19 protein-coding genes are annotated in these 25,569 nt (G+C 65.2%); 13 read left to right on the forward strand and 6 right to left on the reverse strand.

Features of this window, described 5'->3' with window-relative positions; translation table 11 throughout:
- Window positions 1-11 precede the first annotated feature (11 nt).
- Window positions 12-1,427 (forward strand): MFS transporter, encoded by a 1,416-nt coding sequence (locus AB0C34_RS14035; protein ID WP_357071422.1) that lies wholly within the window; start codon window positions 12-14, stop codon window positions 1,425-1,427.
- Window positions 1,428-2,169: 742 nt separating this feature from the next.
- Here the strand turns inward: AB0C34_RS14035 and AB0C34_RS14040 are convergent.
- Genes AB0C34_RS14040 through AB0C34_RS14055 form a run of 4 tightly spaced genes read right to left on the reverse strand, consistent with a single transcriptional unit; the run spans window position 2,170 to window position 6,072 of the window.
- Window positions 2,170-3,606, reverse strand: coding sequence for an MmgE/PrpD family protein (locus AB0C34_RS14040; protein ID WP_357071425.1), 1,437 nt, complete (start codon window positions 3,604-3,606; stop codon window positions 2,170-2,172).
- Entirely contained in the window at window positions 3,603-4,442 is an 840-nt protein-coding gene (locus AB0C34_RS14045) for a cyclase family protein (protein WP_357071428.1), read from the reverse strand. The genes AB0C34_RS14040 and AB0C34_RS14045 overlap by 4 nt, the downstream gene beginning before the upstream one ends.
- Window positions 4,439-5,281: a CoA ester lyase gene (locus AB0C34_RS14050; RefSeq protein WP_357071431.1), complete on the reverse strand. Its 843-nt coding sequence runs from the start codon at window positions 5,279-5,281 to the stop codon at window positions 4,439-4,441. The genes AB0C34_RS14045 and AB0C34_RS14050 overlap by 4 nt, the downstream gene beginning before the upstream one ends.
- Window positions 5,278-6,072, reverse strand: coding sequence for an IclR family transcriptional regulator (locus AB0C34_RS14055; RefSeq protein ID WP_357071434.1), 795 nt, complete (start codon window positions 6,070-6,072; stop codon window positions 5,278-5,280). The genes AB0C34_RS14050 and AB0C34_RS14055 overlap by 4 nt, the downstream gene beginning before the upstream one ends.
- Before the next feature lie 257 nt (window positions 6,073-6,329).
- On the opposite strand from AB0C34_RS14055, the gene AB0C34_RS14060 reads away from it, so the two are divergent.
- The 7 genes from AB0C34_RS14060 (at window position 6,330) to AB0C34_RS14090 (ending at window position 17,799) form a co-directional block, all read left to right on the forward strand.
- Window positions 6,330-7,697: an FAD-binding protein gene (locus tag AB0C34_RS14060; RefSeq protein ID WP_357071437.1), complete on the forward strand. Its 1,368-nt coding sequence runs from the start codon at window positions 6,330-6,332 to the stop codon at window positions 7,695-7,697.
- A 40-nt stretch (window positions 7,698-7,737) separates the two neighbouring features.
- Entirely contained in the window at window positions 7,738-9,207 is a 1,470-nt protein-coding gene (locus tag AB0C34_RS14065) for a dihydroorotase family protein (protein WP_357071439.1), read from the forward strand.
- Between the two features lie 9 nt (window positions 9,208-9,216).
- Window positions 9,217-10,431 carry a CoA transferase gene (locus AB0C34_RS14070; RefSeq protein WP_357071442.1) on the forward strand — a complete coding sequence of 405 codons (1,215 nt, stop codon included), beginning with the start codon at window positions 9,217-9,219 and terminating at the stop codon, window positions 10,429-10,431.
- A gap of 30 nt (window positions 10,432-10,461) precedes the next feature.
- Window positions 10,462-11,763, forward strand: coding sequence for an MFS transporter (locus tag AB0C34_RS14075; protein WP_357071445.1), 1,302 nt, complete (start codon window positions 10,462-10,464; stop codon window positions 11,761-11,763).
- A gap of 681 nt (window positions 11,764-12,444) precedes the next feature.
- On the forward strand, window positions 12,445-15,372 hold the full coding sequence (locus tag AB0C34_RS14080) for an AAA family ATPase (RefSeq protein ID WP_357071448.1): 2,928 nt from the start codon (window positions 12,445-12,447) through the stop codon (window positions 15,370-15,372).
- A 505-nt stretch (window positions 15,373-15,877) separates the two neighbouring features.
- Window positions 15,878-16,609 (forward strand): tryptophan 2,3-dioxygenase family protein, encoded by a 732-nt coding sequence (locus AB0C34_RS14085; protein WP_357071451.1) that lies wholly within the window; start codon window positions 15,878-15,880, stop codon window positions 16,607-16,609.
- Complete coding sequence (locus AB0C34_RS14090) at window positions 16,606-17,799, forward strand: aminotransferase class V-fold PLP-dependent enzyme (RefSeq protein ID WP_357071454.1); 1,194 nt, start codon at window positions 16,606-16,608, stop codon at window positions 17,797-17,799. The genes AB0C34_RS14085 and AB0C34_RS14090 overlap by 4 nt, the downstream gene beginning before the upstream one ends.
- Before the next feature lie 1,132 nt (window positions 17,800-18,931).
- Here AB0C34_RS14090 and AB0C34_RS14095 read toward each other — a convergent pair.
- Both AB0C34_RS14095 and AB0C34_RS14100 read right to left on the reverse strand, forming a co-directional pair.
- A complete protein-coding gene (locus tag AB0C34_RS14095) occupies window positions 18,932-19,687 on the reverse strand; it encodes a HAMP domain-containing sensor histidine kinase (RefSeq protein WP_357071457.1) in 756 nt (251 codons plus the stop codon).
- A 251-nt stretch (window positions 19,688-19,938) separates the two neighbouring features.
- Entirely contained in the window at window positions 19,939-20,646 is a 708-nt protein-coding gene (locus AB0C34_RS14100; protein WP_357071460.1) for a response regulator transcription factor, read from the reverse strand.
- A 992-nt stretch (window positions 20,647-21,638) separates the two neighbouring features.
- Between AB0C34_RS14100 and AB0C34_RS14105 the strand changes: the two genes are divergently transcribed.
- The 5 genes from AB0C34_RS14105 (at window position 21,639) to AB0C34_RS14125 (ending at window position 25,553) form a co-directional block, all read left to right on the forward strand.
- A complete protein-coding gene (locus tag AB0C34_RS14105; RefSeq protein WP_357071462.1) occupies window positions 21,639-21,791 on the forward strand; it encodes a hypothetical protein in 153 nt (50 codons plus the stop codon).
- A 114-nt stretch (window positions 21,792-21,905) separates the two neighbouring features.
- A complete protein-coding gene (locus AB0C34_RS14110; protein ID WP_357071465.1) occupies window positions 21,906-22,826 on the forward strand; it encodes an alpha/beta hydrolase in 921 nt (306 codons plus the stop codon).
- Window positions 22,827-23,020: 194 nt separating this feature from the next.
- A complete protein-coding gene (locus tag AB0C34_RS14115) occupies window positions 23,021-23,302 on the forward strand; it encodes a hypothetical protein (protein WP_357071467.1) in 282 nt (93 codons plus the stop codon).
- The gene (locus AB0C34_RS14120; protein ID WP_357071470.1) at window positions 23,295-24,347 is read left to right on the forward strand and encodes a polyprenyl synthetase family protein; all 1,053 of its coding nucleotides are present in this window, start codon (window positions 23,295-23,297) and stop codon (window positions 24,345-24,347) included. Before AB0C34_RS14115 ends, AB0C34_RS14120 begins: the two co-directional genes overlap by 8 nt.
- A 51-nt stretch (window positions 24,348-24,398) precedes the next feature.
- Window positions 24,399-25,553 (forward strand): oxygenase MpaB family protein, encoded by a 1,155-nt coding sequence (locus AB0C34_RS14125; protein WP_357071473.1) that lies wholly within the window; start codon window positions 24,399-24,401, stop codon window positions 25,551-25,553.
- Window positions 25,554-25,569 lie beyond the last annotated feature (16 nt).

Genomic DNA, 25,569 nt, shown 5'->3' on the forward strand with positions numbered 1-25,569 from the left:
GGAGCCTAGTAATGCGCATGGGAACGTCGGAATCACGGACACTGTCCGTCGCGGCGGGCGGCACCCTGATCGCCCTGATCGCGTTTACCGCACCGCTGGCCACCATCAACCCGACGGCAGCGGCTCTCGGCGCCGACACTGCCGGCCGGACCTGGATCCTCAGCTCGATGAGCATCGGCTTGGGCGCCGTTCTATTGTCGGCCGGCACCATCGCCGATGACTTCGGGCGTCGACGTACTTTTGTCGGCGGTGCGATCGTGCTCGCGGGCGCCTCGGTCGCCGCTGCGCTGGCGCCGAGCACCCTGCCGTTCGTGATCGCCCGGATCGCACAAGGTGTGGGCGGCGCCGCGGTGATCGCCTCCAGCCTGGGCCTCATCGCGCACGCTTTCCTCGCCGGGCCAGCGCGCGCCGCCGCCAGCGGAGTGTGGGGGGCGGCCGTCGGTGGCGGAATCGGCTTGGGCCCGTTGGTCGCGGCCGGCTTCGAGCGCTCGGCCGACTGGCGTGATGCCTACTGGGTGATCGCGATAGCGTCCGGGTTCGTGGCTGTCGTCGCTCGACGACTGCTGGTCGAGTCCCGCGCCGAGCATGCTCGCGGCCTCGATGTCGCCGGTACCGTGCTGCTCGCGACCGGCATGAGCGCCCTGCTCGCCGCGCTGGTGGAGGGGCGGTCCGGGTGGGGTCGGCCGGTGGTGCTGGTTTTGGCGGCAACTGCCGTAGTGCTGCTCACCGCCTTTGTCATTGTCGAAGCACGCAGTCGCGTCGCCATGCTCGACCTGCGTCTGTTCACCGAGCCGGCGTTCTTGGCCGCCACCGGCGCTGCGGTCGCGACCGGCGCCGGGATCATCGCGCTCATGTCCTACATGGGTGGGTTTGTCAGTGTGGCTCTGGGCATTTCGACGCTCGGCGCGGCGTGGTTGCTCTCGGCCTGGTCGGCGACCAGCGTCGTCACCGCTCTGCTCGCCCGCCGGATCCGAGTATCGGGGCGGATGCAGTTGGTCGGGGGGCTCGTTGCGGTCGGGCTCGGCCAGTTGAGCCTGCTCGGCATCACCAGCGATACCAGTTGGCAGCGCTTGGTCCCCAGTCTCGTCTTCACCGGAATGGCCAGTGGCGTGGTGAACGCCGCACTGGGCCGCGAGGCGGTTGCCAGCGTGCCCGCCGGACGCGGCAGTTTGGGCAGTGGCGCGAACAACACGGCCCGCTACGTCGGCTCCGCGGTCGGCGTCACCATCGTCGCGGTGCTCGCCGCCCGACCGGCGGGTTCGGGCGCGGTCGCGTTGGCGGACGGCTGGAATCACGCGAGCCTGTTCACCACAGGCATCTCCTTCGTGGGTGCGCTGCTCGTCTTGCTGTGCAGACCGCGTCGGACACCGCAGACAACGCCGGACACAGCCGTGGTCGCTCCGGGTGGCGCGCCGAGCCACCGCTGACAAGGACTCGGCTTCGCCGAATCCATCCGCTCACCGTTGACATCGGCTCCGCGAGATGCGAAGAGGAATGGGAAAGTTCAGGCCGAATCGGCTTCGGCACCGTCGCGCCGGCGGTGTGGCTCATACCGGGGCATCTGACGAACGAAATGCGGACGGTGCTGAATCGCCAGGGCCTGGCGAAGTACCTCGGACTGTTCGAAGTCACCACGTCGGCATTCGGCCCCGCCACGCTGTCGAAACTCGGTGGGATTTCGACGAGTTGTCGTTAGCCGTACCCGAATTTTCTGGGGTGGGGGGTGGTATCAATCAGCTCTCGACGCGCCGGAGGCGCTGGCCCAAAACCACAGATCACGGCACCGCGTTAACGGAACGATCATGCTGGGCGATCTACTAGTGATTGGCCAGTCCGGCAATTCATCGGCACACCGCTTCGGAGGCCTCAGATGCTTGTCAATTTTCTGAATCGACTGCTCGACACCATGAGCGACGAGGGTTATCAACCCGCTGGGGCAATCAGCTCGAAGGCCATCGCACCTGACAGCGAAGTGGACCCGCGAACGGACTCGGAGTACCAAAGGCATGTCCTGACCCGGCTGCTGCTCATGAAATAATAGAGTCCAGCAGTGACTGTCGATCTCGCAAGCAGCCGCGTCACGAAATGTGGGCAGCATACGGTCCTCAGAATCCGCTACACAAATAGCACCGCGGCGAAACCTTTATAAAGAAGTTCTCACTGCCATCGTCAACCACGAACAATCGACATCAGGTCGTCAAGCGAGTCGGCCGCCGGTAACCCGAGTGCCCGCTCGGCGACGACACGTCCAGCCGCCGAGGACAATCGCCCTTCGACATTGAGATCGAACTTCAGGGTGAGTTCGTCGTCGGAGAGCGGATTCGCCGGGCCCCCTCGATTATGGTCGACACGAGCCTCATGCCACAGGCCGTCGCGAGTTCGCACCCGGAGGACCGCGGGGAACTGGTGCGGGTAGAGCTCATCACAACGATCGTCACTGTGACTGACGACGAGCGATGCCAACGCGAGGGTGCGAGGATCTTTCGCTGCCTCGTCCGTGAAATCCGCATGCCCCACACCGAGCCCCGACCCACCGAGCAACGCCCGCGCCACGGTGAACGGGCCGGAGAAGGCCGCGTGGTATCCCGATTCCGGAGCGGCCTTCGCGGCGGGCGGCTCCGCGATCGTGCGCAGCACCGGCTTCGGTACGCCGAGATCGATCTCCACGATCTCGGCGGGGTCGAGTCCATCACGTCGAAGAACGCGAGCGGCGTCGATGCCGGCGTGGGTGAAGTGATTACACGGATAGGGCTTGAAGAAGATGCCAGGCAATTCCCAATGCTCGCCGAGCTTTTCGACCACTTTGGCCGCATCGGCTCGGTCACCGCAGAACGCATGCAGGAAACCGAATCTGCCTTCGATCACCGTGGGCGGTCCGGTGAGTCCGTGACGGGCGAACTCCGCCGCGGTCACACCCGAATGCGCTGCCCAACCACAGTGCGCGCGCTTGACCGTGCCACCGGTTCTGTTGGCCTCGAGCAGCCCGGCGCCGAAGCTTGCAGCGATCCCCATCGCATCGGCGATGCCCTCGGCGTCCAGACCGTACAGCATCGCGGCAGCGGCGGCGGACCCGACAGCACCACAGATCGAAGTCGCGTGCAGACCGCGTTCGAAGAACTCCGAGTTGCCGAGGTCCTCGTCGTAACCGCCCATGCCTAGGCGCACCGCGATTTCGATACCCACGCCGGCCGCATCGAGGACCGCGGCTCCGGATGCGCCGGTCGACTCGCCGACTGCGAGCGCCGCGGGCACCACCGATGCGGATGGATGCAATACCGAAGGAAGGTGGGTGTCATCGGAATCCATCGAGTGTGCGAGCGTGCCGTTCACCAGGGCAGCCGTGGCCGCCGGGAAGCGTTCACCGGTTCCGATCCCGGTAGCAGAGCAGGCGCCTGCCCAGTCACGCGCCACTGCGGTGACAGCGCGGGCGGACGGTTGCCCTTGCGCGGCTACCGAGTTGCCGAGCACGTCGAGAACCCGGCGGGCAACGTCCTTGTGCAGTTCCTCGCCGAGTCCGACGGTGCGGATGTGCGCCGCCAAGGCGGCGAGACGACCCACGACTGTCCCCTGCGGGTCGTGGCGTGGCGCGATGTCGGAGCCGCTCATCGGGACACCACTGCGACGGGGCGCACCGGCGATCCGGTCCCGCCGGTGATGCGCAGTGCGGCCATCACGAAGGTGAACTCGGTGAGCCCGCGCTCGCTCGCCGCCTCGAGATTCAGGTGCTCGATGATGTGGATTCCGTTCTCCACGAGCAAGACTCGATGCACGGGAAGCACGCTGTGGCCTTTGCCCGCTGGAATATGCTCGAAGGCGGTGGTATCCGCGCCCGCGGCCACGATACCCGCGGCGGCGAGCCAGCGCGCCGCGCCGACATCGGGCCCCGGAACCCCGTCCCGTTGACCGAGGTAACGCTGGGCGTCGTCGAAGTGCCTGGCCCAGCCCGTACGAATAAGCGCAACATCCCCGCTGCGCGGAATCACCCCGGCGGCATCGGCGGCGTCACGCAGATCCTGCTCGGTGACGGCACGCCCGGCGTCGAGGGCATCGACCCCACGAACCCGCGCCACATCGAGCAGCACGCCGCGCCGGAGCAGGAACGGAATCGTCTCCGCGCCCAGTTCCGAGAACCGGCCACCGCGTTGCGCGTCCTCGGCATCGATACCTCCGTACAGCTTGCCCTCGTGGCTGACATGCGAAAGAGCGTCTACGTGGGTACCGACGTGCCCGCCGGTCACGATGATCTCGTTGGACGCCGACCCGCCATCCGGACGCACCATATCGCCGTGCCGGCGGATCAAGGTCATCCGGAACCCGGGGTGATTGGGCGAGCACGGCATCCCGGTCGTATGTGGGTGTCCGAGCTCAACAATGTCGACTGCGGCGTCCACCACGGCATTCAACAGTGCGTCCGGTCCGGCGGTGACGGATTGTTCGGTCATACTTCCACTCCTCGTGCTGCTGCGGCCTCTGCTCGGTCGAGGACGATGCGGGCGTTCGCGACAACGGCGGGATCAATGAATCTGCCGTCCTCATCGAGCACCGCGGCTTCACCCGCCGCCATGGATGCGGCGGCACGGTCCACGATCCGTCGTGCCCTGCTCTGCTCGTCCGGCGATGGCGTGTAGGCCTCGTTGACGATGTCGATCTGCTTCGGGTGTATGACGGACCGTCCGAAGAATCCCTCGGCGCGTCCGACACGCGATGTCTGCGCCAACCCGACGGGGTCGTCGACCGCGGTCCAGACGCTCTGGACCGGCGAAGACAACCCGGCGGCACGCGCAGCGGCGACAATCCAGCCACGCGCCCACACCAGACCACTCGACTCGGTACGCAAATCGGCCGCGAGGTCCGCCTCGCCGAGCGCGATGCCCGTCACTCGCTGATGACTCCGCGCGATCTGCGGTGCCGCGAGCAGACCCGCCGCGGATTCCACGATGGCATGAACATCGCATTCGAGTCGCTGTGCTACCGCCGATACCGATTCCGGATCCTCGGATTTCGGCAATCTGACGCCTGCGGGGAGAGCAGCGGCCGTCGCCAACGCATCGAGTTCGCGATCGAGCCACTCGGTTCCGACGGCATTGAGTCGCAACCAGATCTCCCGGCTCTGCGGCGCCGTACGCACGGCGTCGAGCGCGTTCGCGAGGGCACGGTCCTTCGCGCCGACCGGGACCGCGTCCTCGAGATCGATGACAACGGCGTCGGCGGCGCTATCGAGCGCCCTGCCGATGCGGTCATCGCGATGTCCCGGCACATAGAGCCAGCTGCGCGGCGTCATAACGCCTCCACGAAATCCGGATTCTGGGCGCGGTAGCCGAGCGCGCGCGAAACCTGTTGCGCCGCTGCGACCAGCGGGTTTTCGTACCGGTCACAAGCGTCGTCGGTCATTCGATAACTGGGCCCGCATACCGACACCGACCCGACGACGGAGCCATCCGCCCCGAATACCGGAGCGGCGATCGATCCGGCGCCTTCCTGTCGTTCGCCAGTCGATCGGCACACGCCCCGCTCCCGCGCCACGCGCAGCGCGGCACGCAATTCGGCCGGGTCGACGATCGTGGTCGCGGTCAGTCGCTGCAGCGGCTGAGCCAGCAGATCGTCCTGCTCTTCATCGGACAGATGAGCCAAGATGACGCGGCCCGACGAGCCGCTGTGCAGATCGAACCGCCTGCCCAGATCGACGGTCATCTTGATTTCCTGGGTGCTCTCGACCTGGTCGAGGTAGACGCGACCGCCCGGCAGTCGAGCAGATACCGTCGCCGTCTCGCCCGTCGCGCGCTGCAACTCGACCAGCGCTTCGCGGGCCACCCGACGCAGGGGTGAGACGTCCAATGCCCGCGCCCCGAGCGTCGCGGCGGCCGGTCCAAGGAGGTATCGGCGGGTGGAAGGCTCGTAGAGCAGCAGTCCGCACTCGACGAACGTCGTGAGGATGCGGTGGGCGACCGCCTTCGACATACCCGTCGCACGAGCGATCTCCGAGACTCCGAGCGCGCTGGACCGTCGGCCGAATTCGAGCAGGACATCTGCTGCCCGTGCGGCGGACGTGGTGCCTCCACTGGAGGGCTCCATCGTGGCTCCGTTCTCCGAGGTCTCCGAGATCGTTCTCCGAGATCGATTCGTTCTCCGTGGTGCGGGGCAAGCCGACGCAACCTGAACAAGTTGTACCGCTTAGCGAAACGATTGTCCAGCGCGCCCCACGGAGGGAAGGCTCGAGTTTCCTGGAAGTTAATCCATTAAACAGGCACTTGTGCACGGATAGACGAACGTGCATAGTGCAGAGGACCACATTCTTGCGTTCCGCCAGTCGGAACATGATAGGAGGAAGCGTGGACGGTCCGGATTTCGATCTCGTCGTCGCCGGTGCGGGTGGCGGGCTCGTCGCCGCCTTGCGCGCTGCCGAACACGGCTCGGACGTGTTGGTGATCGACGCCGACGAGCACTTCCAGCGCGGCAACAACACGTCGATGTGCACCGCGATGATCCCCGCGGCCGGCACCCGCTGGCAGCGCCAGGCAGGGGTGGACGACAGCCCGGACCAGTTCCTCGCGGATATCGAGAGCAAAACCGCAGGCACCGCCGACCGGCGGCTGGCAGGCGCGCTCACCGAGGCAAGCGCGCCCCTGGTCACCTGGCTGGCCGATTCCCAGGCTCTCGACCTCGAACTCGTCACCGATTTCCGCTACCCAGGACACAGCGCAGATCGCTGCCACACCATTGCCGGACGCCACGGCTCGCGTCTGCTCAAACATCTCGTGGAGCGCGCCCGCGCACATCCTCGGATCGAGGTCATCGCGCCGATGAGCCTGCGCGAGGTGCTCACCACGGACGGACGTGTTTCCGGGATCGAGATAGCCACCCCCGACGGGCATCACGAGCAACTGGCCACGTCATCGGTGCTACTGGCCACCAACGGCTTCGGCGCGGACCGCGAACTGGTTCGCCGCTGGATTCCGGAGATCGCCGAATCCCACTACCACGGTGGTCAATTCAGCCGAGGTGACGCGCTGCGCATCGGGGCGCGCCTCGGCGCAGACAGCGCCTACCTCGATGCCTATCAGGGCCACGCCGCGCTGTCCTCGCGCAGTCAGACGCTTGTCGGCTGGGCCACGGTCATGCACGGCGGGATAATCGTCAACCACGATGGCAGACGCTTCGCCCCCGAATCGACCGGTTACTCGGAATTCGCGGCGACCCTCGCCGCGCAACCGAGCGGTACCGGCTGGATCATCATCGACGAGTACATCGAAGCACTGTGCTCGGCCTTCGACGACTTCCGCACGGTCGCCGCGAGCGGATCACTGATTCGAGCCGAGACCACCACGGAGTTGGCCCAGCGTCTCGGCGTCACCCCAGAAACACTCGCGGACGAACTTGCGGCCGCCCGCCGCGCGGCCGCCGGAGCGGAACCGGACCGTCAGGGTCGCACCGACGACCGCCATCCCCTGTCGGCGCCGTTCATCGCGATCGGCATCACTCCCGCACTGTTCCACACGCAGGGCGGCCTCGTCGTGGACGACCACGCACGTGTACTGGCCGGCGGATCACCGATTCCCGGGCTCTACGCGTCGGGCGGCGCCGCGATCGGCATCTCCGGCCACGGGGCCGGCGGATACCTCGCGGGCAACGGCCTCATCACGGCGTTCGGTCTCGCGTTCCTCGCCGCCGAACACGTGACCAGCACCGTCACCGCCTGAACACCGACCGCACCTACTCAGATTTCGCCAGGAGAAAGAATTGACCACATACCTGATCAAGAATGGAATCGTCGTACGCACCGACGACACGGCGCCCGCAGAGGGTGAGTCGGCGGACATCCTGATCGTCGACGGCAAGATCGCGGCGATCGGCCCTGACCTCAGCACGCAGGCCGGTGCGGATGCCGAGATCGTTGATGCCACCGGAAAACTCGTCTTTCCCGGTGTCGTGGACGCCCACCAGCACTGGGGTATCTACAACCCACTCGCCGAGGACACGCTCACCGAGTCGCGCGCGAGCGCGCAGGGGGGCGTCACCACCGCGTTGACCTACATGCGGACCGGGCAGTACTACCTCAACAAAGGCGGCGCGTACGCCGACTTCTTCCCGGAAGTCCTCGACGCCTCGAACGGGCGGAGCTATATCGACTACGCCTTCCATCTGGCGCCGATGTCCAAGCAGCACATCGGCGAGATTCCCGAACTCGCCGCCGACCAGGGTGTGACGTCGTTCAAGATCTTCATGTTCTACGGCAGCCACGGCCTGCACGGACGTTCCACCTCGCAGAGCGATTTCCTGATGATCCCCGAGGACGAGCGCTACGACATCGCCCACTTCGAGTTCGTCATGCGCGGGATCCAGCAGGCACGCGAACAGCTTCCCGAACTCGCGCCGCATATGTCACTCTCGCTGCACTGTGAGACCGCCGAGATCATGAGCGCCTACACCAAGATCGTCGAACAGGAAGGCACCCTCAGCGGGCTCGCCGCATACAGCGCATCCCGGCCGCAGCACTCCGAGGGACTGGCCGTGACCATCGCCTCCTTCCTCGCCGACGAGACCGGACTGCCGAACATCAACCTGCTGCACCTGAGCTCGGCCAAGGCTCTGAAGGCCGCGATGAAGATGGCCGAGGCCTTCCCGCACGTGAACTTCCGCCGCGAGGTCACGATCGGGCACCTGCTCACCGATATCGACAACGCGAACGGCCTCGGTGCCAAGGTGAATCCGCCCATCCGTCCGCGCGAAGACGTCGAGGCGCTCTGGGAACATCTACTCGCCGGCAATATCGACTGGGTGGTCTCCGATCACGCGTGCTGCAAGGACGAGGTCAAGTTCGGCGAGGATCGTGACGATGTGTTCGCCGCGAAATCCGGGTTCGGCGGCACCGAATACCTACTGCCCGGCCTAATCACCGAGGGCCGCAAACGTGGCCTGTCGCTTCGCCGGATCGCGCAACTCACCGCATCGAACCCGGCCGATCGCTACGGACTTCCCGGGAAGGGAAGGATCGCCGAGGGCGCCGACGCGGATATCGCGATCGTCGACCCGAACCGGACCTGGACCGTGCGCGCCGCGGACTCCGAGTCCACGCAGGAGTACACGCCGTTCGAAGGGTTCGAACTGACCGCCGCGGTCACCGACACCTTTGTCCGCGGCAATCGCGTGCTGTCCGACGGCATGGTCACGGGCGACCCGACGGGGCGCTACCTGGCCCGGCCGTACTGAGGGGACGCTGTGCACGACACGAACGAGAAGGGTTCCTCCGGCCCGCTACGCGGAATCAAGGTTCTCGATGCCTCCACTATTCTGGCCGGTCCGTTGACAGCCCAAATCTTGGGCGACTTCGGCGCGGATGTAATCAAGATCGAACATCCGCAGCAGCCGGACGGGATGCGCGGGCACGGACTCGACAAAAATGGTGTTCCGTTGTGGTGGAAGATGGTCAACCGCAACAAGCGGACCATCACATTGAACCTGAGTACCGCCGAGGGGCAGGAGATCTTCCGAGATCTCGCGCGTGCAGCCGATGTCGTCATCGAGAACTTCCGACCAGGAACGTTCGAACGCTGGGGGCTGTCGTACGCGGACCTTTCGGCCGCCAATCCCGGATTGATAATGCTCCGGGTCACGGGGTTCGGACAGCACGGTCCCTACGCCACCCGGCCCGCGTTCGGCACCCTGGTCGAGTCGATGAGTGGATTCGCCTATCTGACCGGCCAGCCCGATGGGCCGCCCACTCTTCCGGCTTTCGGTCTCGCCGATTCCATCGCCGGGATCGCCGGCTCGTCAGCGGTATCGATGGCCTTACTCGACCGCGAACGCAGCGGCGGGATCGGACAGGAGATCGATCTCGACCTGCTCACGCCGATCATGACGGCGGTCGGACCCGGCGTGATCTATGCCGATCAGCTCGGCATCGACCAGGAGCGGACTGGAAACAGATCGCAGAACAACGCTCCACGAAACCTCTACCGCACCAAGGATGAGCACTGGTTGGCGATCTCGACCAGCGCCCAAGCGATCGCGGAACGCGTCATGCGGATCGTGGAGCATCCAGAAGTGATCGACGAGGACTGGTTCGCGACTGGGCGCACCCGCGCTCAGCATGCGGACCTGCTGGATCGCTATGTCGGCGAGTGGATCGCCGAACGCACCCGCGACGAGGTCACCACCGTATTCGAGCAAGCGGGCGCGGCAGTCGCGCCCGTCTACCGTCCGAGCGATCTCCTGACCGACCCACAGGTCGTCGCGACCGACATGATCACCACCGTCGAGGACGACGACCTGGGCCCGGTGCGCATGCAGAACGTCATGTGGCGCATGGGGCGCTCGCCCGGTTCGATTCGCCACACCGGACGGCCCGCAGGAGCCGATACCGACAACATTCTCACCAGCCTCGGGCGCAGCGCCGAGGAAATCGACAACCTGCGGGTGCGCGGGATCATCTGACCCGCCACTGCTTTATCCAAGGAGTTCGCTTTGAAAACGCGCTGGTTGACCATCGCCATCGTTCTGGGCCTGGTGGTGGTGAATTATATTGATCGCAGCGCGATCTCGTTCGCTGCCAGTGATCTTCGAAAAGAGTTCGGAATCACTCCGGGCGATTACGGCATCATCAGTTCCGCCTTCTCGATCGGCTACATGCTCTTCGCCCTGCTCTCGGGGCCGCTGGTCGATCGTTTCGGCTCACGACGTGTCCTTCTCACGGGCATGTTCATCTGGGCCGCCGCTACCGCCTTGACCCCGTTCGCCGGCGGATTCATCGGTCTGATCCTCCTGCGTATCCTGCTCGGATCAGGTGAAGCTCCTTGCTTCCCGGCCTCGACCCGGATCGCGAGCCGATGGCTGCCGACACAAGAGCGCGGCAAAGCGCTCGCGCTCATCGGCGGCGTCGCCGTCTCGGGCAGTCTGCTCATCGGCGGCCCCATCCTGACCCAGCTGATCGCACTCACCGGCTGGAAGGGCATGTTCTGGGTGCTCGCACTCGCCGGAATCGTCTGGGTAGTCGTGGCATACCCCTTCCTGAAGAATTCACCGAGCGAGGCGTCTTTCGTCTCGAACGAAGAACTGCGCTACATCCGAGCCGGACAGGCCGATGGCGAAGACAGCGGCCATGAATCGACCGTCGACTGGGGCGAAATTCTGCGCAACCGCAACCTGTGGATCGTCGGCCTCGGCTATTTCGCCTGGGGATTCATGTTCTGGGTATTCATGTACTGGCTCCCGCAATACCTGGAAGGCGCATTCCATTTGTCCATCAAGGCGGTTGGTGCGTTCTCGGTCGCGCCGTGGGCGGCCGGTGTCGTCGGAGCACTCGCCGGCGGAATCATCGTCGATCGCGTCTACAAACGCACCCAGAGCATCCGGTCGCGATTCGTCATCATCGGCGTGGCACTGTTGCTCGCCGGCGCTTCGATCGTCCCGATCCTCTTCGTCCCCGGCAACCTCACCGTCGCACTGATCTGCATCTCGGCCGGTGTCGGATTCGGCTTCATCACCGGCGGAATCTGGTGGGTGGCCTCGATCGATGCCGCGCCCACTCAGCCCGGCACCGCAGCGGGATTCGCGGACGCCTGTTTCGCGCTCTCCGGGATCGTCGCCCCCTCGGTCATGGGATTCATCGTGACTCGGACGGGTAACTACGACGGCGGATTCGTCGTCATGGCGGCGCTGTGCCTGATCGGTTCGACAGCGATGCTGCTGTTCACCAAGGAGCCACCGCGTCGGGTGACGACCGCGCAGCACCGACCGATGACCGACGAACTCAGCGCGACGAACTAGCAGCCGCGGTGCGGTCCTCGTCCCTGGGACGGGGATCGCACCAGGCGCGGACGTCGTATCGAACGCTCGAAAGGGCATCGATCGGCTTGTTTCGAACGACTTGATCGCCGCTCGGCCGTGTGGCCGATGTCAGCGGTATATATAGATATCTTCCATCGCTCCAATAGTGCCTGGATGCGCCGCTTCGGCTGCCCATCGGCGCGCGGCCCCGATCGTCACCAGCGAACACAGCTTCGCGCAGCATGAGACAGCGCGGGCGGTGCCGTCATCCGGGCCTTCCCGGTGCTGGTTTGGGTAACCTGTTCTGGGCGACCGAGCGGCGCATTCACTCGAATGCTCGGCGTCGATGAATTGGAGGTCGCCCAGCGGTCTGTATGGGTGACCTTGTTGCACTGGCATACCTGGAAGATGAATGACCTCGACTGTTCCCGCTCCCGTCGCCGAGGCGTCGTCGGCCGTGCCCATCGCCCGCGTGCAGTGCGAAGTCCGGGGCGCCGGGCCGTCTGTAGTGCCGGTCGCTGGAATCGTCGATCGACAGTCGCATCTCGTGCTGCTTCACGAGCCATCGACCTGTCTCATCGGCATCGGCGAGGCATCGGCGGGTAAGCGCTGCGCCCGAACCTCGCAGGCGATGTCGTCGGCGGCCGTCGCGTTTCGTTTCGCTCTCGTGCGGGACGCTCGATGGCACTGATCGGCACCGCCGGTGGGGGAGGCCTGCGGATGGCGGGCAGGGCATCCGAAGTGCTGAGCATGGAGAAGGTATTGAACGATGCCCGTAGCGGCTCGGCAGGTGCCGTGGTGGTGCTGGGCGAGCCGGGGATCGGCAAGACCCGGCTACTCGGCGAGTTGTGTGAGCGAGCCGCTGCGGCGGGGTTCGATGTCATGACCAGCCGCGGGTCCGAGTTGGAAATCGATGTTCCCTTCGGACTGGTGGTCGATGCCCTCGACGAGAGGTTCATGACGCTCGACACCCCCGTCACTACAGGCTTGGGGCCCGACCGGTTGGCCGAACTCGCCGCGGTGCTGCCCTCATTGGCGGGACGCGGCGGGCAGCCCGCGCGCCGACTGGAAGTGGAGCGCTTCGAATTCCATCGCGCGGTCCGCGCCACATTCGAACAGCTTGTGCGCCAACGACCGCTCGTGCTGGCTCTCGACGACGTGCACTGGGCAGACCCGGCTTCCACGGAGTTGGTGGCTCACCTGCTGCGTCGCTTGGTTCCCGGCATGGTGCTGGCGCTGGCTTATCGTTCGCGACAAGCCCCGCGCCTGCTGTACGACGCCGTCGCTCGCGCGACACGCGACAATCTGCTGTGCGAGCTAGAGCTGACACCGCTGACGATTCGCGAAGCCGCTGAGGCAGTAGGGCAGCGACCTGAATCCCCGATCGTCCGTGCGTTGCACTCGGAGAGCGGCGGGAACCCGTTCTATCTCGAGCAATTGGCACGGAGCGCGCGAAAGGGATTGCCGACGCGAATGCCCGACCAGACGGTCGGAATAGCGCGCGAAACCGACACACCTACCGCAGTACGTATGACGATCGCTCAGGAACTGACTGCGCTGGCAGGCGACACGCTCAGAGTGCTACAGGCCGGGGCGGTGGCCGGCGATCCCTTCGATGCGGCACTGGTGACCGCGATCGTGGATACGGATGAGACTCGGGTACTCGAATGTCTCGACGAACTCGTCGCCGTTGAGCTCGTACGGTCGACCACGACGCCGGGGCAGTTCCGTTTCCGTCATCCGATCGTGCGCCGCGTCGTGTACGACGACGCGCTGCCCGGCTGGCGCTTCGGCGCCCACAAGCAGGCAGCGCGGGCGCTAGCCCAGCGCGGCGCCCCGTTGGGCGTACGAGCCCATCATGTCGAGCAGTCGGCGAGTCCGGGTGATGAGGACGCCGTCGCGACATTGACCGAGGCGGGGCAGGCGGTGGCCCCCCGAGCGCCGGCCGCGGCCGCGCGGTGGTTCGAAGCGGCACTGCGGCTGCTGCCGGCAACCAGCGGGGTAGAACGACGGCTCCCACTGGTTGTCATGTTGGCCGGCGCGCTCGCTTCCGCCGGCCACTTACGCGACAGCCGAGCGAAGTTGGAACATGCGCTGGAACTACTTCCGGTCGACTCGCTCGGTGACCGGGTGCGGATCATCGGCATGATCGCCCGTGCTGACCACGGACTCGGCCGAGCCGAGGACGCTCACCACCTCATCGTCGCGACTCTCGGTCACGCGATTGCGGGCAGTGCGGATGCGATCACGCTGGAATTGGAACTCGCTTCGAGCCACCTGATGAGAGGACAGTGGGAGCAAGCGGTCGCGACTGCGGCGCACGCCTGCGCGCAGGCGGAGGCGCTCGGCGATCGTGCCCTGCAACTCGCCGCCAGGTCGTGCCTTGCCCTGTTCGCCGCTGACCGAGGCGATGTCGCCGCGGCGCAGAGGCTCGTTCGACTGGTCGCCGACGGCCTGGACGGCAGCGACGTCATGCTGGCGCCCGAACTGCTGGAGCCGCTGGCGAACTTGGTTTACACGGAGATTTCGATCGACCATTTTCGCGCCGCCGGGCGGCACGCCGAACGGGGGTTGAACATCAGCCGCGCTACCGGTCACGGCCATGTGGTCGCCCGTTTCATCCTCGGCTCGACCTCGACGAAGCTGATGCTCGGCCAACTCGGGGCAGCCCGTCGTTCGGCCGAATCTGCGGTGGAGACGGCGCTCCTGCTGGACAACGATCAGCTACGCTCCCAGACACAGGCCGTACGGTGCTGGGTGGAGACCCAGCACGGCGACCTACCCGCAGCGCTGGCCGCTGGGCGCGCCGCGGTGCAGGCGGCCGATCGCCGTCCGCGCGCACTGTATGCCTGGTTGGCGCACGCGTGTTACGGCGAGGCGCTCATCGAAGCGGGCGAGTTCGAGCGAGGTCGTCACGAAATCCTGTCGCTCGGCGGCCCCGAGTTGTCGGGTATGTCACCCACCTCGCGACCGGTCTGGTATCAAGCGCTCGTCACGGCGGAACTGATGGCCGACCGGATCGACGCGGCCGAGGCGATCACCCGCCGCATCGAAGACTCCGCGGAGGGGTTGCGATCCCGCGAGGCTCAGGCTTTTCTCGCTCGGGCGCGGATACACACTGCGCGAGGTGATTACCGTGCCGCAGCCGCAGCCGCCCGGCAGGCACATGAGCGTTTCGACGCCGCCGAGATGCGCGTATGGGTCGGCCGAGCCCGGCTCACGGCAGGCCGTGCGCTGGCGCGAGCCGACGAACTTCCCACCGCAGTCCGTGAACTCGAACTGGCCCATAGTATTTTCCGCGATGCGGGAGCTGCGCGGCTCGGAGATGAAGCCGCGAAGGCACTGCGAACTCTCGGCAGACGCGTAACACGTAGACCCACGATCGATGAGCCGGAAAGCCCGGCGGTCTTGACCGAACGCGAACGCGGCGTCGCGGATCTAGTTGCGAAGGGGTATTCGAACCGCGACATTGCCGCGGAGCTGTTCATCAGCCCGAAGACCGTCGAGAAGCACCTGACAAAAATTTACGTGAAGGTGGGCGCTTCTTCCCGTGCCGGACTGGCGGCGGCGATGCACCGCCGTCACGAGTGCCCAGGTGACGAGGCGTAGACGGAAGTTCTCCGCGCACGCTCGATCGATTCGGGGGTGGTCTCGGCTCTGGCGCTACTGATCCGCGATACCCGACGAGAAGTTCTGGTGGTGCGGTGTTCCGTTGGAGCAGACTGTGTTCGACTGCCAGCGTGATCGGACATCAGGCCCAGCAGTGTCGAACGGAATACTGCGACAGGAAGTTTGCTCAGCAACTTCGCCCAGCGGCCGGCGGTAACAACCACCGTTCGAACTCGGGGCCGGCGATCTGGCTCGGGTGAAGGTCATCGATCGACGGGCGTAGACAGTGGGGGTTTCCCCCATACCGCCCGGTTCGTGAAGGTGGAATTGTCCAGATTGCCGTCAATTCTTCCAGCAGATGGGGACATTCCAGTGTTGATCGCAGACCCGTCGTCACTACTGTGACCCTCGACACACCACGAAGAAGCCGAGAAATCGTGGCGAGGCTGACGCAGCATCTGCCGATGTCGCCATGGTGGAGCGCGAGAACCGAAGGAAACGCTCGATGAGGGACTATTCGCGACAAATCTTGAGTGGCGAAGGCGAAAACGATTACACCCGCTACATGCGGACCGACACGCTCCTCGCGCTCCAGCGCAGCCCGGAGGAGATGGCGCACCGCGATGAACTCCTGTTCCAGGTTGTCCATCAGTCAGCCGAATTATGGTTGAAGCTGGCATGCTTCGAATTACGTGCGGCGACGGCACTTATCGAGGACGGGGAGCAGGACGGGGCGACCACGCTGTTGACTCGCGCTTCGTTGGCAGTAGAACTAGTGACGGATCAACTGGAGATGATGCGCCACCTGTCGCCGTGGGACTTTCAGACCATCCGCACTGTGCTCGGTCACGGGTCGGGAGGTGATTCCCCGGGATGGCTTTCGGTCCGCAGGGACAGTCGCGCTGTGGGGCGGGCATTTTCGGCGTTCATCGAAAAACGGGGCATCGACCTGGTCGACGTCTACCGCGCTGAGTGCAAGGGTGAGACCTACCGGCTGGCCGAGGCGTTGATCGAGTGGGACGAGCGGGTCTCGCTGTGGCGGGTACGGCATTACAAGATCGCCACTCGGGTAATCGGCCACCAAGTCACCGGCACACAGGGCACGCCCGTGGAAACGCTGGCCAAGCTCATCGCGTACAAGTTCTTCCCCGAACTGTGGGAAGTCCGCACCCATCTGACCGAGACCGGACCAATGGCTGAGTCGCACACCGATCCGGTCGAGGCCGTTTCGCCATGACAGTGCTTCCCGCACTGACCCCAGAGGCGTTCCGGAAACGCTTCCCCATGCTACGACGTACGGTCCACCTGGCCAGTTGCAGTCTGGGAGCGCGTTCAACGGAACTCGACCGAGCCCTGGCGCAGATGCTGGAGGACATGGCCGTCGGGGGCGCGCCGTGGGGGGCGTTCGAGCGTCAGGTAGACGAGGCGCGGAGCCGGTTCGCCGCACTGATCGGGGCACGCGACGACCAAGTTGCGGTGATGCCCAACGCCTCGGTCGGCGCCTACCAGGTGGCCTCCACCCGGAATTGGGGAGCGCGCAAGCGGATCGTCACCACCACGGCGGAGTTCCCCTCCATAGCCCACGTCTGGCTTGCCCAGCGCGCGTGCGGCGCCGAGGTCGTGTACGCCGCTCCCGCCGCGGAAGATTATGCCGCGCTGATCAATCGCCACACCAGTCTGGTCTCGGTTCCGCTGATCAGCTATTACGATGCGGCGCGGCCGCCGGTCGCCGAAGTGGTACAGGCCGCGCGGTCGGTGGGCGCCGAGGTCTTCGTCGATGCCTACCAGGCCGTCGGCGTGGAACCGGTTGACGTCACGCGCCTGGACTGTGACTTCCTTGTCGCTGGCACTTCGAAGTATCTGTTGGGCCTGCCCGGTCTCGCCTTCCTCTACACCCGCTCGCCCGAGCGCACCGACCACGCTCCACGTCTCACCGGGTGGTTCGGCCGGGTCGACCCGTTTGCCTTCGACCCCTACCACCTGGACTTTTCCACGTCCGCAACGCGTTTCGAGACCGGGACGCCAGCAGTGCCCGCCTGCTACGCCGCCAACGCCGGGCTGCGCCTGATCGCCGAGCTGAATCCGACCACCGTGCGTGCACACGTGCGGCAGCTGGGGGAGTTGGCTTGCGAACGGCTGACCGAGCAAGGCGAACAGGTGCGCGCCCTGCCACCGACACGGCGCGGCGCCCACATCGGGCTGATCGACGCCGATCCTGCCGCGCTCACTCGCCGGCTGGCCGAACGTGGCGTCGTGGTCAGCCCGCGCGGCGACCTCATCCGCCTGGCATTCCATTACTACAGCGATATCGAAGACATCGCCGCGCTCTGCGCGGCCCTACGCGCCGACCGGGCTGGGGTCGGCCGCCAACCCACCCCCAGCCCTATCGACCCGAGAAGCAGGCTTTCATGTACGCAGCCGAACTGAGATCGTGGCTCCTTGCGCCGAACACCAGTCGATTCCCCTACAAAACTGTTGTCCACGCATACCACAGCGTCGGGAAACACTTCGTGCCCTCCGACCTGCTAGAACTGCTCGGCGAGGCCCGGACTGCGCTGCCCGAGATATCTGGCCCATGGCCCCGGTTACGAACACTGGCAGCATTCCTCGACACCGCACTGGACAAGCCGGACAAGCGCTATGAATACCCGACCTATCTCGCACTGTCGCTGCTGGAACTGCCGACACTCGACGACCCGGTCGAATACGCACCATATGCCCGTTCCCGGTGCGACCGGCGTATCGCGCAGCTTGTCACCGACGTCCTGGCGTTCGAGCTGGCCGCGCTCGAGGGAATGACCACGCTGTTGCCAACGATGCGACCGGAACCGGAGGTGGTCGTGAAGCGGTGCCGCCACGGGCTGCGGGCGATCCAGCCGACACTGCCCCGCATGGGACTGAACATCGAGCCGACGGCTGGAAGTCCGATCGAGCAGGCGCGCGAGATCTGCGCGCTGGTGCGAGCCGACATGTCGTTCGCGGAGCGGCACTCCATAGATCTGAGCATCCTGCCGGTGTATACCGTGCACGACGAGTACCTGTTCCTGCGAGTTCTCCAAGCGTTCGAATCGATGTTCGCGCTGCTGGCCATACATCTGCGCGTGGCCGTGATGGCACTGGAGGTCGACGAAATCGACCGAGCGGTGTATTTTATCACCAGCTCCACGGCGACGCTGCGCCAGACCGCGCCACTGTTTTCGATGCTGGCGACAATGCAGATCGAGTCCTTCAGGACCTTCCGCCAGTTCACCGATGGGGCCAGCGCGATACAGTCGCGCAACTACAAATTCGTCGAATCACTGTGCCGAAAGCCGGACGCCGAGCGTGCCGACTCACCCGCCTACCTGTCGGTACCCGAGGTGCGCGATCGCCTCATGACCGGACAACAGGTCACACTGGACGACGCGTACACCCGAGCGCTCCGCTCCGGCGACCTCGCCGAACCAGAGCGGGCACGGCTGACGGAGGCGATGGCGGATTTCTCCGCCGCCCTGCTCCGCTGGCGCACCACGCATTATCGGCTGGCGGTGCGGATGCTCGGCGACGCCACCGGCACCGGCTACACAGAAGGTACGCCGTACCTCGCTGCCGCGCGTACCATCCCGGTCTTCAAAACCGTCGATGCCATCAGCGAGATCATCCCTGACACCACAACCGCCGACCGGACTGTGAACCTATAGCGAAGACGGGATGTCGAAAGCAGGCGGATTCCGCCGAGCGCACTATCAGTGAAACAGGCTCTGCCATTGTGGATTTCAGCCAGCTGTGCGACGAGCGCCAAACCGAGTCCTGAGCCGTCGTCGGCGGCATTCGTACCACGATAGAAGCGGCGGAAAACCGCGTCCCGTTCGTTTCCGGGGATTCCAGTGCCGTTGTCGTCGACGGTAACGGAGAGTCGGCCCTGGACATGTTCGGCGCCGATGAGGACGGTGGTGGCATGGCCGTGCTTGATGGCGTTGGCAATTGCGTTGCCGATGGTGAGCCGAATGCCGCTGGGTAGACAGTCGAACAGCACCGGTCCTGCGCTGCGTACCTCGATCGCCACGTCTGGGTTTCGGCGGCGGGTATCGGTGGCGGCGTCCCGGATTTGGCTACGAGACAGGTCGAGACCGCGCACGACCTCGAGGTCTGTGCGCATCGTGGTCGGCGGGGTTCGCAGTTCATGTGCCGCGGAGGCCGCGAAGATGCGCGCGGACTTCAGGGCGGCTTGGGTTCGGACTTGTGCTCGGGTGATGTCATCGAACAAATGGGTGACGGCTTCCGATAATTGACGGGCTTCACGGACGGAGGAACGTGCCGGGGCTTGTACGGGCATCGGGGCGCCTTGGTTGATCTGGCGAGTGAGTTCGACGATGGGCCGTGCGATGCGGCCCCCGAAGATCCATCCATCCGAGCGCGGCAGCGGCCAAGACTGCGGCGGCCCCCGCGCACCGGACACGTCGCCATGGGGTGACCGTGGCGCCCGCACAGAGCGCGGCGGTCAGCGCACAGACGACAACAAATGCGCCGACTGCGGCGACCAGCGCTGCCCGAGAAGGAAGAGATGACATTCGCCCGAGAAACCCGTTAGTCGTTGCGCAGCACGTAGCCGACGCCACGGACAGTGTGGATCAGGCGGGGTTCACCGGTTGCTTCGAGCTTGCGGCGAAGATAACCGACGAACACGTCGACGACGTTGGTGTCCGTGACGAAGTTGTAGCCCCAGACGTTGTCCAGAAGATACTGACGCGGGAGGACGACACCAGCGTGGGTGACGAAAACAGACAGCAGTTCATACTCACGTTGCGTTAGGGGGATTTCCAGACCCGCGCGGTAGGTTCGACGGCCGACCAGGTCCAGATGCAGCGATCCGATGGTGGCCGGCTCCATGCGAGGGGGATCGGACCGGTTGTTGCGGCGACGCAGGAGCGCGCGCAGGCGAGCGGTGAGTTCATCGAAGACGAAAGGCTTGGCAAGATAGTCGTCCGCGCCTGCTTCCAAGCCCGCAATTCGGTGGTCGGGGGCATTGTGAGCGCTGAGGACGCAGATCAGGACGTCATTGCGGGATGCGCGTAATGCAGTGATAACGCCGAGGCCGTCCAATCGCGGCATCTGCATGTCCAAGACCATGGCGTCCAGGTTGTGGTCGGTGCACAGCCGGATGGCATGCGCCCCATCATGTGCGGTGAGCACGTCGAAGCCGGCCAGCCGCAGTCCTCGCTCTAGTGCTCGGCGCACGTCAGGGTTGTCGTCGACGACCAGAACGCGGTGCCGACGGTCGGATTTTGCTGCCATGCCGGCTCCCCCCAGCTGCTGCCTTCTCGGCGTTCGCCCATTTCCGTGCTGCGGTGAGCCCTCACTCTTTGCTCGCGCGACGCTCTTCACTGCTACACACTCCTCGCTCTACTTCGACGGTTCGACTGCATCGATGCGGGTTGCCACAGGTAACGGGGCGCACGACGCCGCTGGGATGGATCCCAGCGCAATCCGACACTGCGCACGGCACGCAAACCTGGTCATTGCCTTCCGGTGTGGACAACACGCGGCGGGTTGCTCAATTCACCGGAGACCCCACCTACCAGCCAGCCCAAAAGCGGCCGAGTCAGGAGACCATGCCCACTGCGGCGCCTGTCGTCGGTCGCATCAGCGCGGTAGGCCGCCAGGGTATGACCTCCCTCGTGGCAGCCGACCGCGGCGCCATAGGCAGTGGACTCATGCCGAGGTGCCTCGGGCATGGGAACTGTCGGGAACAACCTCGACGCGTTGACCGTGTCACCCCCGGGCGCTGAGAGCGGTGAGGGTGACAACCGGAGTGGTAAGCATGCCGAGATGCACAGAACGTCCTCGTCTTTGGAAGAACACCGTGTTGAGGTCGATCCGATCATTCCAAGCTGGCGACTGGGACGGTATGGGGGAAATGCCGACGCACTATGGGGGAAATGCCTACGGCGGGTGCCGGTTGCGCGGCGGTTCCATCGCGTCGGCCGCATGTGTGGTTCGCAACTTCGACCAGATCCGGGGCGGGAGGTACAAGATCTTGATCGCGTGCCCGGAGAACGCACCCACCATCTATGAATCAATCAAAGCCGGCGGACCGGTCACTGTGCAGCCGCGCACCATCGCCGAGGCGATGAATGTTGCCACTGTCGACGCCCATTCGTTGCCGGAGGTCATCGATTGCGCCGACGATGTCGTTCTGGTGCCGGACCGCTGGATCGAACAAGGGATTCCATTGCTGACCTATGCCATCGGTGATCCTGTGCGAGGCACCGGGGACGCTGGGGCCCATGGCAGTTCTCGGGTCGGACGGGATGCGACATGTCGCGGGTGGCGCCGTGCACGACTTGCGAGGGCAGGCGGTGGCCACGATGGTCACCGGCGGCAATATCGGTTGGGACGAGGTGGACTCGATCCGCGTCGACTCGAACCTTTTCGGATGACGACTTCACATGTCACGACGATATGTCGACGAATCACAGGAGTACGCCGACAGCGATGAGAATTCTTGCCGCTGCGAGTCTACATAGTCGATTTCTACAGCGAGGAGAACACGTGTGAGTACTTTCGATTCCGGAGGGCTGGGCCTGCCGCCGGCACTCGGTTCAGTGGTGCCCGAACTCGGCGGAGACTTCGTCGCCGTAACTGCCGAGGTCAACGGCACGACCATGCATTACGTGCGGGGCGGGCACGGCCCCGCCCTGGTTCTTCTGCACGGCTTTCCGCAGGATTGGTTCGAGTGGCGGCGAGTCATGCCACGGCTGTCGGAACGATTCACGGTAATCGCCGTCGATCTGCCCGGTGTGGGCGGTTCCGCGCCGAGCGCGGCGGGCTATGCCGCTGCGGACATGGCCGAGGACGTCCACCTGCTCATCGACGGGCTCGGACTGAGCCGCGCCCATGTGGTCGGCCACGACATCGGCGGAATGGTGGCCTACGCGTTCGCTCGACGTTTCCCTTGCTCCACCCGTACCGTGATAATCCTGGAGACGCCGATCCCCGGCATCGAACCCTGGCTCACCCTCGACATCGATGTTCCGTTGTGGCATGGCGCATTCCACATGGTCCCCGGTCTACCCGAGGCGCTGGTAGCCGATCGACAGGCGACCTACTTCCGCTACTTCTTCGACGTCGGCACCAAGGACAACAGTGTCATCAGCGATACCGACGTCGAGCACTACGCCGCTGCCTATCGCGGCCCGGACCGATTGCATTCGGCCTTCGAGATGTACCGCGCCGTCGCCGCCAACATGACCTTCAACAGCGCACATACCGACCCCATTGATATCCCTCTGCTACTCGCGGGCGGCGAGCATGTCTTCGGACCGATTCTTCCGCAGCTTGCCGAAAACCTACTGGCCGACTACGGATGGTCCGACGTCGGGGCCCATGTCGTCCCCGACGGCAAGCACTACCTCGTCGAAGAACGACCCGACGAGGTAGCCGAACTCATCGAGCGCCACACAGCGAACAGATAGCGCGCCTACGTACCGAGGCCGAGATCGGCTGTCGCTTGCCGGCGGGCGGACAGATGCGAGTGGCGCACTGCGAATTCTCTGGCAAGTTCCCGGCGTGTCCGGACGGAGCTGATGTCACACTGGACCTGCCGCGCCGATCTTGGTGGGACAACACGGTATCGGGTGTCATCCGTTCGGAGGGGAAGCGTGATCGTATGTCGCAACGCTCTTTTCAGTCCGGCTCTCGAGGCGAGAACGCTCTTCTACTGGCGGCCGGTCTAGCCGATGTAGCGCTGGGTCGTGTCGGCCCGGTGGTGGGCCGAGTATGGGGGCTGTTGCGGCGGTCGGATGTGGTGGGTCTGGCGGGCGATGCGGAAACGGATTTGAAAGCGCGCGGTCGGCTGGCGCTGGACCGGTATGCCACGGTGCCGCCTGCCCACTTGGAAATACTTGCCCAGCGGGTAGTGGCACAACGTGCTGCTTCCGGCGATGTCTGAGAGATTCGATCCGGGTGCGTTCAAGGCGCGTATCGACGCCGCACTCGGCGACTTCGTCGCGCAGGAGAACGACCAGCTCCTGATGATCGATCCCGAACTGCGTCCAGTCGCTGACCAGATCGTAGTCGCGACGACACACGGCAAACGATTGCGTGCGGCGTTCTGCTATTGGGGCTGGCGCGCGTCCGGACAACCAGACAGCGACGCGCTCGTGCGGGCCGCGGCGGCCATGGAATTGGTGCATGCGGCGGCCAGCGTGCACGACGACATCATCGACGGGAGCCCGTTGCGGCACGGCCTGCCCACCGCGCACGTCGCCCTGCGCGCACCTCTGCGCGGCCGCCCGAGCTCCAAGAAGTCCGCCAGGGCGCTCGCCGTTCTGGTCGGAGATATGTTGATGGCTCTGGCAGGACAGCTGTTCATCGAGAGTGGTCTGCCGGCGGCTTATCTGTCGCGCGCGCGTCCGCACTGGTCGACTCTGGCCAGGGAATTGATCGCGGGGGAGTGCCTGGAAATCCTCTGGACCGGCACAGCACCGAACACCGCCGAGTCATTGAAGGTGATCCGGTACAAAACCGCCAAGTACACCGTCGAGCAGCCACTACTCATCGGGGGTGCGTTGGCCGGTGCTGACGGCCGGCTACTGAAGATGTTCTCCGCGTATGGATTACCACTGGGCGACGCGTTTCAGCTGCGCGATGACCTGCTGGGTCTGTTCGGCGATCCGGTGCGGACCGGCAAGGCGAGCCTCGACGACCTCCGCACTCGCCGACCGACCGCCCTGCTCGCCGAGACCTGGCGCGCCGCCGACGATCTCCAGCGAGAACAGTTACGCAACGTGCTGGACCGACGTGACCTGGATACCAAGGATCTGCACGAGATGCGCGCCCTGATGAACCAGGTGGGATCGCCGGCCCGCATCGAACAAATGATCACCGCACGGGTGGCGGAGGCCACTCGTGCGCTGGTCGGTGTGGCTGTCCCAGCGAACGCCGCGCACGCACTGACCGAACTCGCACACGCCGCGTCGATACGCAGGCACTGACCCAGGCGACGACTCGTCGGCTGCCTCGCCCGTCACTGTAAGGAGCGCCTGATGACCTACACCCACGCGTCGATGGACGCATTGCGGCACTACGGTGACGAACTCGCCGACACCACCGTGGCTACGCTGTTCGAGCGTGGCGAGGTCGGCAAATTCAATACGCTCATGCGCAATGTCTCCGCCGCAGGCGCGCCCCTACCCGACGATCTGCCCGACGTCGCCCGGGAGTACCTGAACGAAACCGCGACCGCGCCATCGTGGGTGGACTGGGGTGAGATGGAGAAGGCTCGGCTGTTCTTCATCGACAACAACGTGCACATCTCCACCGCGCTGTCCTTTGCCGCCATGCCCGCCTGCTACCTCGTTCCGCACATCGCGAAACTGCTGTCGGCCACCCACTCGCTGGCATACCCCGCCAAACGCATGGCCGAGACCGGTCAATTCACCGTGTACCTCATGCAGCCGGATGCCTTCGAAGCCGGCGGCCGTTTCATCCCCGCTGCCCAGAAAGTCCGGTTGCTGCACGCGACCATCCGGCACCACCTCAGCCGGGAAAACCAATGGGACATCGAGACATTCGGCACGCCCATCTGTCAAGAGGACATGATCGGCGGCCAACTGCTCTTCTCCCTGCTCGTGCTGGACAGCTTGCATCGGCTCAACATTCACATGAGCGTCGACGGCGCCGAGGCGTACTACTATGCCTGGCGCGTCGTCGGCGCCATGCTCGGGGTCGATCAGACGCACGCACCGCAAAGCTTGGCGGAAGCGCGGCAGTTCCTCGACACATACTTGACGCGCTATATCGGCCCCAGCGAAGAAGGCTCCCACCTCACCCGCCAACTCATCGACCTCTACGAGGAGGTTGTCCCCGGCAGCCTTTTCGACCCCATCGTCTCCGCGCTGATCCGCTATCTCATCGGCGACACCTGCGCGGACTGGCTCCGTGTGCCGCGCACCGCATGGGATACCGCCGTCAAAGCTGTCCCCAACTGCCTCGGTGTTCTCGAAACCATCGAAGATGGTTCGCCGTTGGGCGCCTGGGCGCTGGACCACCTCGGTAAGCTCACCACCGTCTTCGAACTCAGCTCTCTGACACGTGGTCGTGTGATGCATTACGCCATCCCTGAACATCTCAAAAAGGACTTCGGCGTTTCCTCCGCCCGATCGCACACCAACCGTTGGACACCCCCACCCGCCACATGATCGTCGTCATCCTTCG

This window comes from Nocardia sp. NPDC049220, from assembly GCF_040647855.1.
Classification (GTDB): Bacteria; Actinomycetota; Actinomycetes; order Mycobacteriales; family Mycobacteriaceae; genus Nocardia.

Bases quoted from the DNA above. Each gene is read 5' to 3' on its own strand.
- AB0C34_RS14050 (WP_357071431.1), bottom strand. From the start codon at position 5,281: ATGACGCCGCGCAGCTGGCTCTATGTGCCGGGACATCGCGATGACCGC.
- AB0C34_RS14115 (WP_357071467.1), top strand. From the start codon at position 23,021: ATGTCGCAACGCTCTTTTCAGTCCGGCTCTCGAGGCGAGAACGCTCTT.
- AB0C34_RS14045 (WP_357071428.1), bottom strand. From the start codon at position 4,442: ATGACCGAACAATCCGTCACCGCCGGACCGGACGCACTGTTGAATGCC.
- AB0C34_RS14080 (WP_357071448.1), top strand. From the start codon at position 12,445: ATGGCACTGATCGGCACCGCCGGTGGGGGAGGCCTGCGGATGGCGGGC.
- AB0C34_RS14125 (WP_357071473.1), top strand. From the start codon at position 24,399: ATGACCTACACCCACGCGTCGATGGACGCATTGCGGCACTACGGTGAC.
- AB0C34_RS14085 (WP_357071451.1), top strand. From the start codon at position 15,878: ATGAGGGACTATTCGCGACAAATCTTGAGTGGCGAAGGCGAAAACGAT.
- AB0C34_RS14100 (WP_357071460.1), bottom strand. From the start codon at position 20,646: ATGGCAGCAAAATCCGACCGTCGGCACCGCGTTCTGGTCGTCGACGAC.
- AB0C34_RS14090 (WP_357071454.1), top strand. From the start codon at position 16,606: ATGACAGTGCTTCCCGCACTGACCCCAGAGGCGTTCCGGAAACGCTTC.
- AB0C34_RS14120 (WP_357071470.1), top strand. From the start codon at position 23,295: ATGTCTGAGAGATTCGATCCGGGTGCGTTCAAGGCGCGTATCGACGCC.
- AB0C34_RS14040 (WP_357071425.1), bottom strand. From the start codon at position 3,606: ATGAGCGGCTCCGACATCGCGCCACGCCACGACCCGCAGGGGACAGTC.
- AB0C34_RS14095 (WP_357071457.1), bottom strand. From the start codon at position 19,687: ATGCCCGTACAAGCCCCGGCACGTTCCTCCGTCCGTGAAGCCCGTCAA.
- AB0C34_RS14035 (WP_357071422.1), top strand. From the start codon at position 12: ATGCGCATGGGAACGTCGGAATCACGGACACTGTCCGTCGCGGCGGGC.
- AB0C34_RS14105 (WP_357071462.1), top strand. From the start codon at position 21,639: ATGGCAGTTCTCGGGTCGGACGGGATGCGACATGTCGCGGGTGGCGCC.
- AB0C34_RS14055 (WP_357071434.1), bottom strand. From the start codon at position 6,072: ATGGAGCCCTCCAGTGGAGGCACCACGTCCGCCGCACGGGCAGCAGAT.